This is a genomic window from Salinicola sp. RZ23 (assembly GCF_003206675.1).
Taxonomy (GTDB): domain Bacteria; phylum Pseudomonadota; class Gammaproteobacteria; order Pseudomonadales; family Halomonadaceae; genus Salinicola; species Salinicola endophyticus.
Map to the genome: position 1 here is coordinate 37,261 of NZ_PZJK01000011.1, position 17,772 is coordinate 55,032.

The following is a 17,772-nucleotide window of genomic DNA, read 5'->3' on the forward strand; positions in this document are numbered from 1 at the left end:
TGAGCCTCGGCGGCGCTCAGAGCGTCATCGCGGCGATCCAGCCGAAGACCAGCAGCGGCACGTTGTAGTGCAGGAAGGTGGGCACCACGCTGTCCCAGATGTGGTCGTGCTGGCCGTCGGCATTGAGCCCCGCGGTCGGCCCCAGGGTCGAGTCGGAGGCCGGCGAGCCGGCGTCGCCCAGCGCCGCCGCGGTGCCCACCAGGGCGATCGTGGCCAGCGGCGAGAAGCCGAAGTTGAGCGCCAGCGGTACATAGAGCGAGGCGATGATCGGGATGGTCGAGAACGACGAGCCGATCCCCATGGTGATGAACAGCCCCACCAGCAGCATGATCAGCGCCGCCAGCCCCTTGTGGTCACCGATCAGCGCGGTGGAGCTGCCGACCAGGCTGTCGACCGCGCCGGTCGCCTGCATCACGCTGGCGAAGCCGGCAGCGGCGATCATGATGAAGCCGACCAGCGCCATCATGCGCATGCCTTCGGTGAAGACGCTGTCCTGCTCGTGCCAGCGGAAGACCCCGGTGAACGAGAGCACGGCGAAACCGAACAGCCCGCCCAGCACCATCGAATCGGTGTAGAGCTGCACCAGCACCGTGCCCGCCAGCGACACGAGCAGCAGCAGTTTCTGCCATAGCGCCAGTCCACCGGCGCTGGCCGCCGGATCGTGCTCATCGGCCGGGCTCTCGCCGACATAGGGCAGATCCTCGTAGTGGCGCTGGCCGCGATAGCTGAAGAACACCGCGGTGAGCAGCCCCAACGCCATGCCGCCAATGGGAATCGCCATGGCCAGTGGCACCTGCGATGCCTGCACCTGCAGCCCGTAGGCGGCGCCGCTGGCGTTGACGTTGCTGAGCAGGATGTCGTTGAGGAAGATCGCCCCGAACCCCACCGGCAGCAGCATGTAGGGCGCGGTGATACCGAAGGTGATCACGCAGGCCACTGCGCGGCGGTCCAGCTTGAGCCGATTCATCAGCCCCAGCAGCGGCGGCACCAGGATGGGGATGAAGGCGATATGCACCGGGATCAGGTTCTGCGAACTGATCGCCGCCAGCAGCAGACAGCCCAGCAGACCCAGGATCACGCTGCGCCGCGACGGCCCGCTGCCATCCAGCGCCAGCTTGCCCACCGCCCGGTGGGATAGCCACTGGGTGATACCGGAGCGCGACAGCGCCACGGCAAAAGCCCCCAGCACCGCGTAGGAGAGCGCCACCGTGGCGCCACCGCCCAGCCCGTCGTTGAACGCGGTGAGGATCGTCGCCAGCGGCAGGCCGGCATACAAGCCACCGACCAGCGCCGCCACGATCAGCGCGAAGACCACCGATACCCGGGCCAGACTCAACGTGACCATCACCAGGATGGCCAGAACCACTGCATTCATGCGTCGCCTCGACTCTCTGCTTCATGACGCCGGCGCCAACGGCCGACCCTACGCGCGAAGCCGCCGATGATATCGCTACAGGCCGCGAACGCCAGGGGAAGCCACGATTTTCCTCCTCTGCCGACGCCTCCAGGCCTCGGGTCACATCGGATTGGCAGCGGTCACTCGACCCACCTAGATGGCGAACAGGCGCGAATGGTGGCGAAAACGATCACAGACACTCAGAAACCAGGAGGATCGTCGCAATATGCCCAATCCAATGCCTGCGGCCTGCACGCCTCGCACCGTACGGCACGCACCAGCCCCTGGACGCCATCCCCTAGACGACGCCAGCCCCTGGAAACCAGAAGGGCGGCCCCACCGGGCCGCCCTTCTGGATGTCACAGGCTGATATCAGCCGCCCGAGGCGTCGCTCAGCTCGCCTCGTTGGGGTGCGCCGGGTACTTGCGATCCTCCGGTGCCGGCGGGAAGTACTGATAGAGCCAGGTCTCGCTGACCGTCTTGCCATCGGCGTTGAGGGTCAGGCGCATATTGATCGGATCCGTGGAGTCGCTGGTCGGATACCAGTCGAACTGGATGCGGAAGGCGTTGACCTCCTCCACCCACAGGATCTCGACCTGCTCGACCTTGCCATCGGGCACGTCGAGCTGGGCGTGTACCGGAATCCCGTCGTCGTAGAAGTGCTTGAGCTCGCCGCCGACGAAGTCGACCGCGATACGCTGCGCCCACACCTTGGGGTAGTGCTCGCCCGGCGCCCACCCTTCGGGGAAACCACCGATGCCAGTGAAGGTCTTGCGCACCCGGGCCAGGTCGCTCTGCACCGGCGGCAGCGCGCTCCAGTAGAGCTTGTAGCCGTAGCTGAAGGTCTCGCCGGGTTTCACCGGCTTGGCCGGCTTCCAGAACGCCACCACGTTGTCCATGGTCTCGCCGGTGGTGGGGATCTCCAGCATCTGGATCTCGCCCTTGCCCCAGTTACCCTTGGGCTCGACCCACAGGCTCGGACGCGCGTGGTAGTTGCCGACGATATCTTCGTAGCTCTCGAAGTCGTGATCCGTCTGCAACAGCCCGAAGCCCTTGGGGCTGTCGTCGTCGAAGGTGTTGAACTGCAGCCGCGGCGGGTTGTTGAGCGGCCGGCACACCCACTCGCCGTTGCCGCGCCACATCGACAGGCGGTCGGAGTCGTGGATCTGCGGGTGGAAGGTCAGGCACATGTCACGCTGCTGGGTACCGCAGCTGAACATGCTGGTCATCGGCGAAATGCCGAGCTGGGCGATCGTCTCACGCGGGTAGAGATGGTTGTCGATCTCCATCACCACGCGGGTCTCTTCGCAGTGGATGATGAAGCGATAGGCGCCGGCGAGGCTCGGTGAATCGAGCAGCGCATAGGCGGTGAAGGTGGTGCTGCCCGGCTTCGGCGTCTCGAACCAGAAGCGGGTGAAGGCGGGGAACTCCTCGCGCTTACCGTCGGTATAGGTGTTGACCGCCACGCCGCGTGCCGACAGGCCGTACTGATAGGTGTCGTCGACCGCGCGGAAGTAGCTGGCGCCCAGGAAGGAGACGATGTCGCGCTGGGTCAGCGACGGCGCCTTGAACACGCGGAAGCCGGCGAAGCCGAGATCGCCCTGGCCCTCGAGCTGGGAGACATCGACGTCCGCCTTGCTGTAGTCGAACAGCTCCGGGCGGAAGTGGATCTCCTTGGCCTGCTGCGTCTCCGGGTCGATCGAGTACATCCGCACCGGCTGATTGAAGGCCATGCCGACATGGAAGAACTGGATATCCAGCGGGCCCTTCATGTCGTGCCACAGCGAGTGGGCCGGATCGTAGCCGATGGCGTTGTACTGCTGCGGCGTGAGGTTGGCCAGCGTCGGCGGCAACTTCTCGACCGTGCTCTGGTAGGGCTTCGCCGCCAGCGAACCGGCGTACTGCTTGAGCCAGTCGAAACTGAATGCCTGCGACTTGCCGTCGGCGATACCGCTGGATGCCTTTGCCGCTGCGAACAGTGGCGCCGAAGGCACGCCATACCAGGCCGCCAGCGCAATGGCACTTTTCAGTACACTTCTACGATCCATGAACACCCCATCCTTTTTGCGTCTCGAGTCCGACCTCGGTGGACCAACGATTGGCAGCATACCCGATCGTCGCGCGCCGGGCTGCATCGATAAAATCCCATGATAAGACGCTGGTCGGGCAGATGGGTTCCCGTCGATGGCCGGTCGAGGGAGCGGAATCGACGGCTACCGTGAGCACGTGGCGAATAACGAAGGGTAGACGGGGTAACGCCGGAAAGGTCGACAGATCGGGGCTGGCCGGCGTCGGGGCGACGCCAGCCAGTGCCACGGCCACGCGCGGCTCAGTCGCCGAGGCCGGCGGAGAGCGCGGGCTGTACCACCTCGATCCAGTAGCCGTCCGGGTCCTTGACGAACACCACGTTGGGCATCTTGCCTTCGTTGGCGCGCTTCTTGAATTCGACATCGTTGGCGTCGAACCAGCGCTCGGCGGCGGCCAGATCCGGCACCGCGAAGCAGATATGACCGAAGCCCTGGGGCTCGGCGTTACCGTCGTGATAGCTGAGCTCGGGGTCGTTCTCGCTGCCCCAGTTGTGAGTCAGTTCGAGTACGCCCTTCTGCGAGAAGGTATAGGCGGTGCGCTCGGCATCATCCTCCGGGACCTCTCCCGCCTCGGCGTGACCGAGAAAGTAGAGCGTGAACTGCATCTCCGGGAAGTCGAGCTTGCGCAGCAGGCGCATGCCGAACACCCGGGTGTAGAACGCCAGCGAGACCTTGGGGTCCTTGGCCCGCAGCATGGTGTGGTTGAACACGAAACCCTGACTCTCGGCAGTGGCGGGCTCGACGCCCGGCACCTGGTCTTCGGCGATACTCATGGGCACTCTCCTGCTGTGTATGATCGATAATGATGCATGCGCGGCGCGACCGGGCTGAATGCCGTTCGCGACGACAGCATCTGGTGCTTGAAAACCTATAGTTTTGAAACCTATAGCCTTGAAAACCTATAGCCTTGCAGGCCTGTCGTAGAGAGATGGGGAGCGTACCCCCGCGTCTCAACCGGGCAGGGGCAACGCGCTGTTGCCTGCCCGCGGCCTGCTCTACACTCCTGACAAACCGGCGCGAGACGAGTAGGCATGGCGACACCCGCGACACGCTGTTCTGCGACAACCCCGAGTGGCACATCCATCAAGGCCCCTGTGCGAACCTTAGGCTGGCTACTGCTCTGCACTCTGCTGCTACTCGCTGCCGGCTGCAGCACCCAGAAGGCGATCGTCACCCGCGACAGCGGCCCGGCGATCGACGGCGACAACCTTTCGATCTCGCGCATCCTGGTCATGGCGGCAGCCAAGAATGCCCTCGGCACGCCCTACCGCTGGGGTGGCAGCACCCCCGCCGGCTACGACTGCTCGGGGCTGGTGCAGATGGCCTACGCCAAGATCGGCGTACAGCTGCCACGCACCGCCAACCAGCAGTACCACGCCCTGCCCGAGATCGACGTCGCCCGCCCCGGCGATCTACTGTTCTTCGGCGGCGGCAACCGCGCCACCCATGTCGGCATCTACATGGGCCACCGCCAGATGATCCACGCCCCCGGCAGCGGCCGCACGGTGACGGTCTCGTCGCTGGACGTGCGCTACTGGCGCAAGCACTACCTGGGGGCAGCGGCCCCGACCGACTGACTCCGCTCACCGCGACGCCAGCGCTGGCGGTCCTGCTGCGCCGACAGTCCAAAGCAGCGTCGATACTCGCGGCTGAACTGGGACAGGCTGGCATAGCCCACGCGCTGCGCCGCCAGCGTCACCTCCAGCCCCTCGCCCAGCAGCAATCGCCTCGCCTCCTGCAGCCGCAGCCGCTTCTGATACTGCAGCGGGCTCATCGCCGTGACCGCCTTGAAGTGATGATGGAAGGCGGACACGCTCATGTGCACGCCGGCGGCCAGCTCGGTGATCGTCAATGGCTCGGCGTAACGCTCGCGCAGCCGCCGCACCGCCGCTGCCACCCGGTGAGCGTGGCTCTCCTGGCTGGCGATCTGCGCCAGTCGTGCGCCCTGCTCACCGCGCAGCAGGCGATAGAAGATCTCCCGCCGCAGCATCGGTGCCAGGACGGCGATGTCCGCTGGCGTCTCGAGCAGCCGCAGCAGGCGCACGCAGGCCTCCAGCAGCGGTGTTTCCAGGTCGCTCACGCTGAGCCCGCCCGCAGTCTCGCCGGTGGCGATGGCGGGTAGCCCGGGATCGCGCAGCAGCTCACCGATGCACTCGAGATCCAGATCCAGGCGCAGCCCCAGATAGGGGCGTTCGCGGCTGGCCTGGGTGACTTCGGCCAGCACCGGCATATCGACCGCGGCGAGCAGGCTGTGCATGGGGTCGTACTCGAACAGCGTCTCCCCCACCGCCAGCTGCTTGGCGCCCTGGGCGATCACGCTGAAGACCGGGTCGTGAATGACGTGGCGCGGCGGCTGCGGCGCATCGAACCGATTGATGCCGAGCCCGGGGATCGCCGTGGGCAACTTGCCCTGGCGCCCACGGGTCAGACGATCGAGCAACTCGATCAGCTCCTGGCGCAGCGCCTGGGCGTTCGCAGCAGCCGTCTCCTGGCGTGCCGACATCGCCATCTCTCCCATCCGATAAAGCCGCACGGCTCTCCCCTCCTGTTCTGTCGCGCCAGGGACAGCTTACGCCAAGCCGAAAGCCGGTGTGGCGGCCATCAAGACGACAAAGAGTTTTGAGCAAATATCCGACCGGATCGAGCCAGTCTCCGCGCCCGGGCTTGACCATACTGGGGTGGCAGCGGCGACGCTCGACGTCGCGCCCTTCATTCTCGTGTCAGGAGCTCTCCCCATGCGTTACAGCAAGCTCGGCAATACCGGCCTGTTCGTCTCCGAACTCTGTCTCGGCACCATGACCTTCGGCGGCGACGGTGACATGTGGCGCCAGATCGGCGATCTACAGCAGGCGGACGCGGACAAGCTGGTCGGTCGCGCGCTCGACGCCGGCATCAACTTCATCGATACCGCCGATGTCTACTCCCAGGGGCAGTCGGAGGTGATCACCGGCCAGGCGCTCAAGAACCTCGGCGTGGCGCGTGACGATGTGGTGGTCGCGACCAAGGTGTTCGGCCCCACCGGCACCGACGACCCCTACCGCTCGACCGGGGTCAACAACCGCGGCGCCTCGCGCTACCACATCATGGAGGGAGTCAAGGCGAGCCTGAAACGGCTGCAGCTCGACCATATCGACCTCTACCAGATCCATGGCTTCGATCCCGCCACGCCGATCGAGGAGACCGTGCGCGCCCTGCACACGCTGGTCGAGCATGGGCACGTGCGCTACGTCGGCGTCTCCAACTGGGCCGCGTGGCAGATCATGAAGGCGCTGGGGATCGCCCAGCGCAACGGCTGGCACCGCTTCGAATCGCTGCAGGCCTACTACACCGTGGCCGGACGCGACCTGGAGCGCGAGCTGATCCCCATGCTCGAGAGCGAGGATCTGGGGCTGATGGTGTGGAGCCCGCTGGCGGGCGGCCTGCTCAGCGGCAAGTACTCACGCGACGGCGAGGCCCAGGCCGGCAACCGCCGTACCACCTTCGACTTCCCGCCGGTCGACCGCGAACGCGGCTTCGACTGCATCGACACCATGCGCGAGATCGCCGACGCCAAGGGCGTCTCGGTGGCCCAGATCGCCCTGGCCTGGCTACTGCACCAGCCGCGTGTGACCAGCGTGATCGTCGGCGCCAAGCGGCTCGATCAGCTCGACGACAACATCGCCTCGACCCAGGTCACGCTGAGCGACGACGAGCTGGCGCGGCTCGATCAGGTCAGTGCCCTGCCCGCCGAGTACCCCGGCTGGATGCTCGAACGCCAGGGCGACTACCGCCGCGAGCAGCTGCGCCAGGCGCACAAGCGCTGATGCCACGCAGAATCCGGCCAGGGGCTTGAGAAACACCGACAGCGCTACCACTTCATATAGAGAACGACATCCCGGGCCGGCGCCGCCGCCCGGGATGTCGGGCATGTCGTTAGCGCCAGCGGTTGTTTCACACCTTCTCGGCGCTGCGTCATGATGAGCGTCCGATTCCGGCTTCACGGCCACCCCAGGTCAACAGGCAAACAGGAGAGTGTCATGGCGTTACAGCTCGGCGATACCGCCCCGGACTTCACCCAGGAGAGCACCGAAGGGCCGATCTCGTTCCACCAGTGGGCCGGCGACAGCTGGGTCATCCTGTTCTCCCACCCGGCCGACTTCACGCCGGTGTGCACCACCGAACTCGGCGAGGTCTCGCGCCTCAAGCCGGAGTTCGAGCGCCGCAACACCAAAGCGATCGGTCTCTCGGTCGACCCGCTGGACGACCACCAGCGCTGGGTCGGCGACATCGAGGAAACCCAGGGCTGCGGCCTCAACTTCCCGCTGTTGGCGGATGCCGACCGCTCGGTGAGCGAGGCCTACGGCATGATCCACCCCAACGCCAGCGGCACCAACACCGTGCGTTCGGTATTCATCATCGATCCGGCCAAGAAAGTGCGCCTGACCATCACCTATCCGCCCAGCACCGGACGTAACTTCTCCGAGATCCTGCGCGTACTCGACAGCCTGCAGCTGACCGACGGCTACAAGGTCGCCACCCCGGTCAACTGGCAGGATGGCGACGACGTCATCATCGTGCCGTCGATCGACAACGAGAAAGCCAAGGAGCTGTTCCCCAACGGCTGGGACGAGAAGAAGCCCTACCTGCGCGTGACCAAGCAGCCCAACAAGTAAACCGGCTGCCCAGGCGCACCAACAAGCCACAGAAAAATGCCCGCGCTCCATGAGTGCGGGCATTTTTTTATCTCGCTGTTTCACCTGCCGGTTTCGCCTTCCGATTCCGCCTTGCTGGCCAGCGCCCGCAGCGAGCGCCAGCCAGCACTCGGCGAATGATCAAAAAGTCGGCGAGCGCAGAGCGATCAACGCCATATCTTCAACAGTGCGAGCAGAACGGCTTCAGCAACGTGAGCAAGACTTCAGGGCCTTGCGCTCGGCGCTGGTCAGGCGCGGCCGCGCCTCGCGGGCCGGCAGACGCAGCATGGCCGGGCGCGGCCGCGCCTCGCGGGCCGGCAGACGCAGCATGGCCGGGCGCGCCAGCATCATCACCATGACACGCACTACGTGGGCAACCACGTAGATAGCCACGGCCATGATGATCAACGCCTTGATGCGCCCTGAGATTTTCACGCTGCGTCTCCTTGCAAGAGAGGTACTGGGGGGATTGGCAGCAAGGATATAATCACGAAAGTGTGACGGAAAATTGAAGGCATCGATAATCGGTATGCGGGCCATCGATGAGCTCGAACGCCCCCGACGAGCCGCCCTCCTGCACCAGCCGCGTGATCAGATCGAGAGCGGGTGTCGCGGCCCATCGGCGGCCACGACACCCCGCGCCCGTGCAACCGAGCCCGGGCGCTGGCCCGCTAGGCCGCGAAGCGCGGCATCACGTCGCGAATGAAGCGTTCCAGCGAGCGCTTCTTCTCCTCGAACGACAGGGTATTGTCGGTCCAGTAGCTGTACTCGGTAATGCCCAGGGACTCGTAATAGCGCAAGCGCTCGGTCAAGGCGTCCGGCGTCCCCACCATCATGTTGCGATGCAGGCTCTCAAGGGTGAATTCAGGGTTGTCGGCCACGCTCTCGGGGCTGACCGGGGGCATGTAGCCATCGGTCACCGGCGACTCGTTCTTGAACCAGCCAAGGAAGTGGCGATAAAAGCGGTTGAGCCCTTCGGCACCGACCTTCCAGCCCTCCGGATCGTCTTCCTCGTGGACATAGGTGTGGCGCAGCAGCATCAGCTCAGGCCGCGGCACCTCAGGATGCTTGGCGCAGGCAGTAGCGAACTTGTCCGCCAGGTCGGCCACCTCCTCGTCCCCCTTCATCAGCGCCGTGACCATGACATTGCAGCCATTGGCGACCGCAAACTCGTGCGAGCTGGGATCGCGCGCCGCGATCCACATCGGTGGCATCGACTGCTGGGGCTTGGGCACGCAGGTACTGGTAGGAAACTGGTAGACCTCGCCCTCATGGGCGTAGTCGCCCTGCCACAACGCCTTGATCGCCGGCACCATCTCACGTAGCGCGGCACCGCCCTCCGAGGCCTTCATGCCGGGCACCAGGCGGTCGAACTCGTACTGGTAGGCACCGCGCGCGATCCCGAACTCGAGACGGCCGTTGCTGATCACATCGAGCATGGCGGCTTCGCCGGCCAGGCGCAGCGGATCCCAGAACGGCGCGATGTAGGTGCCGGCGCCCAGCCGGATCCGCGACGTCTTGGACGCCAGGTAGGCCAGTTGCTGGCTCGGACTGGGCGACGCCGTGTACTGCATGCCGTGATGTTCACCGATCCAGATCTTGTCGAAACCGCCCTGCTCGGCGATCTGGGCCAGTTCGCACAGCTCCTCGAACAGCTGCCGGTACTCTTTGTCCTGATAGCGTTCCATGTGCAGAAAGAGAGAGAACTTCATCATTGCCTCCAAGGTGAACGTGATGTGGTCATTGCTGCGAGGATGCGTAGCGTTTCGGGCTGGGACTGCGGCCGTCCTCGATCAGAGCCTTGAACAGGCAGAAACACATCAGCAGCAGTACCACCGAGAAAGGCAGCGCGGAGGCGATGGCCGCGGTCTGCAGCGCCTGCAGCCCACCGGCGACCAGCAGGACGGCAGAGGTCGCACCGAGGAAAAGCCCCCAGAAGACACGCTGCAGCTGCGGCGGATGCGCCTCCCCGCGGGAGAGGATGGTGCAGATCACCAGGGTTCCCGAGTCGGCCGAAGTGACGAACCAGGTGATGATCATCAGCGTCGCCATGCCGATCATGGTGGTGCCGAGCGCGCCACCGGCGACGGAGTCGATGGTGTGGAACAGCACCGAGGCGAGATCCTTCGACGCCAGGTTGGCCAGATCGACGCCGGCGAAGAACTGCAGGTGCAGCGCAGTGCCACCGAAGATGGCGATCCAGGCTCCGGCCGCCAGCAGCGACGCCGCCATGCCACCGAGCAGCACCTGCCGAATGGTGCGACCGTAGGAGATCCGCGCGATGAACATGCCCACGAACGGGCCCCAGGAGAGCCACCAGCCCCAATAGAACAGGGTCCACCAGCTCTGCCACTGGTCACTGGGATCGGTATTGACCCACAGCCCCATCGGGATCATGTGGAGCAGATAGCCGCCGATCGTCTTGCCGAAGGTGGTCAGCAGGAAGAGCGTGGGCCCAGCAATGATGAAGAACGCGAACAGAATCATGCTGAGATGGATGTTCCATTCGCTCAGCAGCCGAATCCCCTTCTTCAGCCCCGAGACGACCGACAGCGTCGCCAGCACGCTCACGATCACCACCAGAACCACCTGGTGCGTGGTGCTGATGCTCAAGCCGAAGAGCTGGTTGAGCCCGGCATTCATCTGCGCCACCCCCAGCCCCAGCGTGGTCGCGGTGCCGAACAGGGTGGCAAAGATCGCCAGTAGATCGATGGCATGACCCAGTGGGCCATAGATGTGGCGTCCCAGTAGCGGATAGAACGCAGAGCGGATGGTCAACGGCAGGCCGCGCCGATAGGAGAAGTAGCCGAGCATGGCTCCGATCAGGATGTAGATCGCCCAGCCGTGCAGGCCCCAGTGGAACAGCGTGATCTGCAGCGCCTGCTCGCCACTGGCCAGTGACCCCGCCTCGATCCCCGCCATACGCTGAAACGGATTGCCCTGCATATGGGTGAGTGGCTCGGCGATGCTGAAGAACATCAGGCCGGTGCCGACCGAGGCGCTGAACAGCATCGCGAACCAGCTGAACCACTTGAATTCGGGGCGATCCTCGTCACGCCCGAGGCGGATGCCGCCCCATGGAGAGAGGATCAGCACCACGGCCGCCAGCAGCACCAGGTTGACGGTGGCGATGTAGTACCAGCCCAGCCGCTGGGTGATGAAGTCCTTGATCGAGGTATAGGTCGCCTGAGCCGTATCCGGCATCAGCACGGTAAAGAGAATGAAAGCGATGACCATGGTCGTCGCTGCCACCGTGGTCGTGACGTCGACGCCAGCCAACGGCCCGGATCGAGGAATGTCCTCTCGCGTGTCGTGCATCTGCCTCTCCTGTCGGGAGCCTCGAGCCGAACCGGTCCCACCGCTGTCAGCCGAAGCGCATCATTGTTTTTCGGGTTTTTGGTATACCGTAATACAAAACCTTAAACTCAGAGAAAAATCCAGTCACCTCAAAAAAGGCCCCCTGATACCAAAGTTCAATTCGGGTCTGCCGCGAGATTCGCTGTCGATTCATGGGGTTTGACTTTCTGTATTATGGTATGCCAAGAATAAAAACGATCGCAGTGCCGCGCGCCGGCCTGTTCACCAGCTCAAGGGAGAGCGCCATGAGTTTCGAGATTCGCAAGATCGTCAGCTACCGCGAGACCACCTTCATCGAGGGCGGCCGCGCCGGCGACAAACCCGTGACCATGCTGGGTATCGCCGCCGTGGTGACCAATCCGTGGGCCGGCCGGGGCTTCGTCGAGGACCTGAAGCCCGAAATTCGGCAGCACTGCTCGGCGCTGGGTGAAGAGATCGTCGCGCGCCTTCTGCGCGAGATGCCGGGCGATACCATCGAGGCCTACGGCAAGGCGGCCGTGGTGGGTGCAGAGGGCGAGATCGAGCACGCCTCGGCGATCATCCATACGCTGCGCTTCGGCAATCACTACCGTCGTGCGGTCAACGCTCAGAGCTATCTCAGCTTCACCAACAAGCGCGGCGCCCCGGGCACATCCATTCAGATCCCGATGATGCACAAGGACGACGAGGGCTTCCGCTCGCACTACATCACGCTCGAAATGCGTATCGAGGATGCCCCCCGCGCCAACGAAATCGTGGTCGCGCTGGGTGCCGCCGACGGCGGCCGTCTGCATCCGCGGATCGGCAACCGTTACCAGGACCTCGAGGAGCTTGCGGCGGAGGGTGATACCGGACAATGAGTTCCCGGGACGCGAGCATGCACACCCACCAGGCGCGCGAGACGCCAGCGGGCACGCGCTACTGGCGGGCGGGCCATGGCCCCAGCGTGGTGCTGATCCATGGCGTCGGTCTCGATGCCACGATCTGGTCGGCCCAGTTCGCGGCGCTGGCCGAGCGCTACGACGTCATCGCCTACGACATGCTGGGCCATGGCGCGAGCCCGCGGCCGCCCTCCGGCTGCACGCTCGAGGATTACGCCGCCCAGACCTGCGAGCTGATGGATGCCCTGCAGATAGACACGGCAGCGATCGTCGGTTTCTCGATGGGTGGCCTGGTGGCACGGCTGATGGCGCTGGATCACCCCCAGCGCTGCTGGGCGCTGGTGATTCTGGCCAGCGTCTTCGAGCGCAGCCCGAGCCAGGTCGAGGGCGTGGGCGAGCGCCTGGCACAGGTGCGTGCCGAGGGCCCGGCTGCCAACGTCGATAGCGCCATCGAGCGCTGGTTCAGCCCCGCCTACCGCGCCACTCATCCACAGGCCATCGCGCGCATTCGCGACATGGTGGCCAGCAACGATCCAGACGGCTACACCGTCAGCTATGCGCTGTTCGGCAGCGAGCACAACGTCGGTCGCGACCGTCTGTCACAGATCGATGTGCCGGTTCTGGTCGCCACCGGCGACGACGACCCGGGCTCGACCCCGGCCATGGCCCGGCGCTTGAGCCAGCGGCTGGCCAACGCCGAGTGCCGAATTCTGCCGGCCATGCGGCACATGTTCGTGATGGAGCATCCACGCGTCGCCACCGAGCTGATCGCCAACTTCCTCACGATCCACCATTCCGCTCACTCGCGTGGAGAGATGCAGTCATGACCCTCGAGCACATGCAGATGTACATCGACGGACAGTGGTGCGATGCGCAGGACGGCGCCACTTTCGAGAGCTTCGATCCGGTCACCGCCGCGCCCTGGTGCCGCTTCCCAGATGCCGGCGAGAAAGATATCGACAGCGCGGTAGAGAGTGCCCACCGCGCCTTCAGACAGGGCGAATGGCCGACGCTGACTGCCTCGCGCCGTGGCCAGATGCTCAACCACCTGGCCGACCTGATCGCCTCGGAAGCCGAGACGCTGGCGCAGCTGGAGAGCCGCGACAACGGCAAGCTGATCCGCGAGACCCGCGGCCAGGTCGCCTATCTGCCGGCCTTCTTCCGCTACGCCGCGGGGATGGCCGACAAGGTCACCGGCGATACCCTGGCGCTGGACAAGCCCGACATGTTCGGTGCCACGGTGCGTGTGCCGCTGGGCGTGGTCGCTGCCATCATTCCCTGGAACAGCCCGCTCTATCTGACCGCGATCAAGCTCGCGCCAGCGCTGGCAGCGGGTAACACTCTGGTCATCAAGCCCTCGGAGCACGCCTCCGCCAGCCTGGTCGGACTGCTGCGGCTGGTCGAGCGCGCCGGCTTCCCGGCGGGCGTCGTCAATCTGGTGACCGGCTACGGCGCCACCGCCGGCGCCGCCCTCACACGCCATCCCAAAGTGCGCAAGATCGCGTTCACCGGGGGCACCGAGAGCGCCCGTCATGTGGTCCGTGGCAGCGCCGAGAACTTCGCCCAGCTATCGCTGGAGCTCGGCGGCAAGTCGCCCAACATCGTCTTTGCCGACGCCGATCTCGACAGCGCCGCCAACGGTATCGTCGCCGGCGTCTTCGCCGCTGCCGGGCAGAGCTGTGTCGCCGGCTCGCGGGTGCTGGTCCAGGAACAGGCCCTGCCCGCGCTGCTGGAGACCCTGCGCCGGCGCGCCGAGAGCATCGTCATCGGCCGCCCCGACGACCCCGCGACCGAGATGGGCCCGATGGCGACCCAGGCCCAGCTCGAAGCGGTCGAGCGCCGCGTACGCGATGCCGAAGCGCAGGGCGTGGAGCTGATCTCCGGTGGCCACCGCCCCCCGGGCGATGCCGCGGGGTGGTACTTCCAGCCCACCATCCTGCTCACCCGCGATCCGCAGGCGCGCATCGTGCGCGAAGAGGTCTTCGGCCCGGTGATGGTGGTGATGCCCTTCCGCGACGAGGCCGAAGCCCTGGCGCTGGCCAACGACTCCGACTATGGCCTGGCCGCGGGCATCTGGACCCGCGACGTGGCACGGGCGCACCGACTGAGCCGCGATATCCGCGCCGGCATCGTGTGGGTCAACACCTACCGGGCGGTCTCGGCGATGGCGCCTATCGGCGGCTTCGAGGCCAGCGGCTACGGCCGCGAGTGCGGCCCGGATAGCGTCAAGGACTACACCGAACTGAAGACGATCTGGATCAATCTCTCCGATGAGCCGATGCCAGACCCCTTCGTCATGCGTTGAGAGAGAGGAGACCGTCATGACCCTGAGCGTTAGCGACAACTACAAGCGCGTACTGGGTTCGTTCCCCAGCGGCGTCACCGTCGTCACCACCCTGGATGAGCAGGAGCGCCTGGTCGGTTTCACCGCCAGCGCCTTCTCGGCCGTCTCCATGGACCCGCCCCTGGTGCTGGTCTGCCCCGCCCTGACATCGGACTCCTATCCGGTGATCTGCAGAAGCGGGCGCTTCACCATCCATATTCTGGGCCACGACCAGGAAGAGACCGCTTACCGCTTCGCCTCCAAGCGCCCCGACAAGAGCGCAGGCATCGCCTGGGAGCGCTCGCCGCGGGGACATGCCATTCTCGCCGGCGCTGCCGCCTACCTGGAGTGCCGGCTATGGGAGAACTATCCCGGGGGCGACCACGCCATCATCGTCGGCGAAGTCGAGCACCTGACGCTGTGCGATGACAGCCCCGACCCGCTGCTCTACTGCCGCGGCATGATGAGCCGACTGCCCGAGGCGCTGACCACGCGCCCGTGCGGCTAGCCGCGGCGGGCCCCGGCGCCATGCTAAGATCGAGCTCTCGAGGCGCGTGCGTCGGCCCTGCCGACGGCGGCCTCTCGCTCGCTCAATCGGACGCCAGGGACACGTCAGCGATGAAAAGAACCCCCATGGACGACAGCCTCAAGGTCACCCGCCCCCAGGTCACCCTGCGCGAAATGGTCCTCGAAAAGCTCCGCGAAGCGATCATGAACTTTCAGTTCCTGCCCGGAGACCGCCTGGTCGAGCGCGACCTGTGCGAACGCCTCGGCGTCAGCCGCACCTCGGTGCGTGAAGCGTTGCGTCATCTGCAGGCCGAAGGCCTGGTCGAGCAGTGCGGCACCCGCGGGCCACGCGTGGCAGTGATCTCGCTGCAGGACGCCCGCGACATCTATGAACTGCGCTGCAGCCTGGAGAGCCTGATCGTGCAGCTGTTCACCCAGAAGGCGACAGCCGTGCAGATGGCTCAGCTCGACGCCGCCTGGGAGGTGCTCAAGGCGCATCTGCGCAGCGGCAAGACGGATGCCATCGTGGAAGCGGTCAGTACCTTCTATGGCGTGCTCTACGACGGCTCCGGCAACCGCGTCGCCGGGCAGCTGCTGGCCCAGTTGCAGGCCCGCGTGAGCTATCTGCGTGCGACCACCGTCTCGCGCTCGGGGCGCTATCGCGAGAGCTTTCGCGAGATGTCGCGCATCGTCGAGGCGATTCGGGCACGTGACGCCGCCGCGGCGCATCAGGCGTGTGTCGCCCATATCGAGTCCGCCAGCCTCGTCGCACTGGAGATGCTGGCCGAGCGCGACGGTGTCAGCGCGGACCCCATCACCCCACCCTTACCGGTCGAGAACCTGCCGTGAATCCACGCCACCCCGCCGCCCGCCACTGCCCCCAGTGCGGCCATGCGCCGCTGGAGCAGTGCGTGCCGCCGGGCGATACCCACCTGCGGTTACGCTGCCCGGCCTGTGCCCACCTGATCTATGACAACCCGCGCGTCATCGCCGGCGCGATCATCGATGAAGGCGGGCGCATCGCGCTGTGCCAGCGCGGCATTCCGCCCGGCGTCGGGCGCTGGACACTGCCGGCGGGGTTCATGGAGCACGGCGAGAGCGTCGAAGAGGCCGCCGCGCGGGAAGTGATGGAAGAGACCGGGATGCGGGTCGAGATCCGCTCCCCCTACTCGATTTTCAGCGTCCCGCCGACCAACGAGATCTATCTGATCTACCGCGCCACCCTGGTCGCCCAGGAGACCGAGCCTGGCCCCGAAAGCCTGCAAGTGCAGTGGTTCGGCGCCAATGATCTGCCGTGGCAGGAGATCTTCTATCCTGCCATCGGCCAGATTCTCACGCGCTACTTCGACGAAGGCCTTACCGGCCGCCACGGCGTCTACAGTGGCAGCATGGAAAGCGGGCACATTCACTTCATCTCGTGAGAGCCATCCTCTGCCCCTTGCGGCGCCAGCGTATCCACCACCTCCAGCCCGAACCCCGCCAACCCGCGGTAGGGGCCCGGCGCGCCCAGCAGTCGTATCCGCGTCACGCCGAGCCGCGCCAGGATCTGCGATCCCGTGCCGGTGCGCGCCTTGTCGCGACGTAGCCTGGTCAGGTCACCCTGCTGTATGTGCACGGCCCGTGACAGCAACGACGCCGGCGAGTCCTGATGCGCGAGGATGACCACCACCCCCTCGCCCTGCGCGGCGATCGTTTCCAATGCCTGCCACAGCGTCCAGCCGAGCGGCGCGCCGGGCGCCCGCGCCCCGACCAGATCGCGCAGCGGATCGGTGACATGGACATACACCGGGAAAGCGCGCTCGGCATCGGGCGCGCCCATCATCAGCGCCAGATGAACCTCATCGTCGACGCTATCGGCGAAGCTGTAGAGTTCGAACCGGCCATGCACGGTGTCGAGCGCCTGGTGGCCGACGCTGGCGATAGTCTGCTCGGTACTCGAGCGATAATGGATGAGGTCGGCGATGGTCCCGATGCGGATCCCATGCTGCCGAGCGAAGGCCAGCAGCGAGTCGCGCTTGGCCATGCTGCCATCCTCCTCCATCACCTCCACGATCACCGCGGCTGGCTCCAGGCCCGCCAGGCGCGCCAGGTCACAGCCGGCCTCGGTATGCCCCGCGCGCTGCAGCACGCCCCCTGGCTGGGCACGTAGCGGAAAGATATGCCCAGGGCTGACGAGATCCCGCGGGCTGGCATCGGGCGCCACCGCGGCACGCACGGTGGCCGCACGATCGGCGGAAGAAATGCCGGTGGTGACGCCCTCACGCGCCTCGATCGAGACCGTGAAAGCGGTCGTGAAGCTGGAGCCGTTGTCGCGCACCATCAGCGGCAGCCCCAAACGATCGCAGCGCTCTCCGCTCAGCGTCAGGCAGATCAACCCGCGGGCATGGCGGGCCATGAAATTGATCGCCTCGGCACTGACATGATCCGCCGCGAGCACCAGGTCACCCTCGTTCTCGCGATCCTCGTCATCGACCATCAGGACCATTTTCCCGGCACGCATGTCGGCGATGATCTCTTCGATCGTATCGAAAGGCGTGTCGTCACGGCAGGTGAGCGGCTTGGTAGTCATGGC

The 17,772-nt window shown here is 65.8% G+C and carries 17 protein-coding genes; 9 read left to right on the plus strand and 8 right to left on the minus strand.

The window, feature by feature from the left end:
* Positions 1–16 precede the first annotated feature (16 nt).
* The 3 genes from DOM67_RS11525 to gloA form a co-directional block, all read right to left on the minus strand.
* On the minus strand, positions 17–1,375 hold the full coding sequence (locus DOM67_RS11525) for a Na+/H+ antiporter family protein (RefSeq protein ID WP_110675993.1): 1,359 nt from the start codon (positions 1,373–1,375) through the stop codon (positions 17–19).
* Positions 1,376–1,788: 413 nt separating this feature from the next.
* The gene (locus DOM67_RS11530) at positions 1,789–3,444 is read right to left on the minus strand and encodes a glucan biosynthesis protein D (RefSeq protein ID WP_110675994.1); all 1,656 of its coding nucleotides are present in this window, start codon (positions 3,442–3,444) and stop codon (positions 1,789–1,791) included.
* Positions 3,445–3,725: 281 nt separating this feature from the next.
* Positions 3,726–4,256 carry a lactoylglutathione lyase gene (gloA, locus tag DOM67_RS11535; protein WP_110675996.1) on the minus strand — a complete coding sequence of 177 codons (531 nt, stop codon included), beginning with the start codon at positions 4,254–4,256 and terminating at the stop codon, positions 3,726–3,728.
* A 321-nt stretch (positions 4,257–4,577) separates the two neighbouring features.
* On the opposite strand from gloA, the gene DOM67_RS11540 reads away from it, so the two are divergent.
* Entirely contained in the window at positions 4,578–5,060 is a 483-nt protein-coding gene (locus DOM67_RS11540; protein WP_232825228.1) for a C40 family peptidase, read from the plus strand.
* Here the strand turns inward: DOM67_RS11540 and DOM67_RS11545 are convergent.
* Positions 5,030–6,016, minus strand: a complete 987-nt coding sequence (locus tag DOM67_RS11545; protein ID WP_232825229.1) for an AraC family transcriptional regulator — start codon at positions 6,014–6,016, stop codon at positions 5,030–5,032. The genes DOM67_RS11540 and DOM67_RS11545 overlap by 31 nt on opposite strands.
* Positions 6,017–6,218: 202 nt before the next feature.
* Between DOM67_RS11545 and DOM67_RS11550 the strand changes: the two genes are divergently transcribed.
* Together DOM67_RS11550 and DOM67_RS11555 are read left to right on the plus strand one after the other, a co-directional pair.
* Positions 6,219–7,286 carry an aldo/keto reductase gene (locus DOM67_RS11550; RefSeq protein WP_110676002.1) on the plus strand — a complete coding sequence of 356 codons (1,068 nt, stop codon included), beginning with the start codon at positions 6,219–6,221 and terminating at the stop codon, positions 7,284–7,286.
* Positions 7,287–7,499: 213 nt separating this feature from the next.
* Positions 7,500–8,135 carry a peroxiredoxin gene (locus DOM67_RS11555; RefSeq protein ID WP_110676004.1) on the plus strand — a complete coding sequence of 212 codons (636 nt, stop codon included), beginning with the start codon at positions 7,500–7,502 and terminating at the stop codon, positions 8,133–8,135.
* Between the two features lie 222 nt (positions 8,136–8,357).
* Here the strand turns inward: DOM67_RS11555 and DOM67_RS11560 are convergent, their stop codons facing one another.
* From DOM67_RS11560 to DOM67_RS11570, 3 genes are all read right to left on the minus strand, one after another.
* Entirely contained in the window at positions 8,358–8,588 is a 231-nt protein-coding gene (locus DOM67_RS11560; RefSeq protein ID WP_110676006.1) for a hypothetical protein, read from the minus strand.
* 236 nt (positions 8,589–8,824) lie between these two features.
* Positions 8,825–9,865, minus strand: coding sequence for an LLM class flavin-dependent oxidoreductase (locus tag DOM67_RS11565; RefSeq protein WP_110676008.1), 1,041 nt, complete (start codon positions 9,863–9,865; stop codon positions 8,825–8,827).
* A 28-nt stretch (positions 9,866–9,893) separates the two neighbouring features.
* Positions 9,894–11,471 carry a BCCT family transporter gene (locus tag DOM67_RS11570; protein ID WP_110676010.1) on the minus strand — a complete coding sequence of 526 codons (1,578 nt, stop codon included), beginning with the start codon at positions 11,469–11,471 and terminating at the stop codon, positions 9,894–9,896.
* Between the two features lie 284 nt (positions 11,472–11,755).
* Here DOM67_RS11570 and DOM67_RS11575 point away from each other — a divergent pair, with 284 nt between their 5' ends.
* From DOM67_RS11575 to DOM67_RS11600, 6 genes are all read left to right on the plus strand, one after another.
* On the plus strand, positions 11,756–12,349 hold the full coding sequence (locus tag DOM67_RS11575) for an amino acid synthesis family protein (protein ID WP_110676012.1): 594 nt from the start codon (positions 11,756–11,758) through the stop codon (positions 12,347–12,349).
* A gap of 17 nt (positions 12,350–12,366) precedes the next feature.
* The gene (locus tag DOM67_RS11580) at positions 12,367–13,197 is read left to right on the plus strand and encodes an alpha/beta fold hydrolase (RefSeq protein ID WP_110676014.1); all 831 of its coding nucleotides are present in this window, start codon (positions 12,367–12,369) and stop codon (positions 13,195–13,197) included.
* Positions 13,194–14,675 carry an aldehyde dehydrogenase gene (locus DOM67_RS11585; RefSeq protein WP_110676016.1) on the plus strand — a complete coding sequence of 494 codons (1,482 nt, stop codon included), beginning with the start codon at positions 13,194–13,196 and terminating at the stop codon, positions 14,673–14,675. The genes DOM67_RS11580 and DOM67_RS11585 overlap by 4 nt, the downstream gene beginning before the upstream one ends.
* A 16-nt stretch (positions 14,676–14,691) precedes the next feature.
* Positions 14,692–15,201, plus strand: coding sequence for a flavin reductase family protein (locus tag DOM67_RS11590; RefSeq protein ID WP_110676017.1), 510 nt, complete (start codon positions 14,692–14,694; stop codon positions 15,199–15,201).
* Between the two features lie 110 nt (positions 15,202–15,311).
* On the plus strand, positions 15,312–16,049 hold the full coding sequence (locus DOM67_RS20225; protein ID WP_110676019.1) for a GntR family transcriptional regulator: 738 nt from the start codon (positions 15,312–15,314) through the stop codon (positions 16,047–16,049).
* Complete coding sequence (locus tag DOM67_RS11600; protein WP_110676021.1) at positions 16,046–16,621, plus strand: NUDIX hydrolase; 576 nt, start codon at positions 16,046–16,048, stop codon at positions 16,619–16,621. The genes DOM67_RS20225 and DOM67_RS11600 overlap by 4 nt, the downstream gene beginning before the upstream one ends.
* Here the strand turns inward: DOM67_RS11600 and ribB are convergent.
* Entirely contained in the window at positions 16,606–17,769 is a 1,164-nt protein-coding gene (gene ribB, locus DOM67_RS11605) for a 3,4-dihydroxy-2-butanone-4-phosphate synthase (protein WP_110676023.1), read from the minus strand. The two genes, DOM67_RS11600 and ribB, sit on opposite strands and share 16 nt — an antisense overlap.
* Between the last annotated feature and the right edge of the window lie 3 nt (positions 17,770–17,772).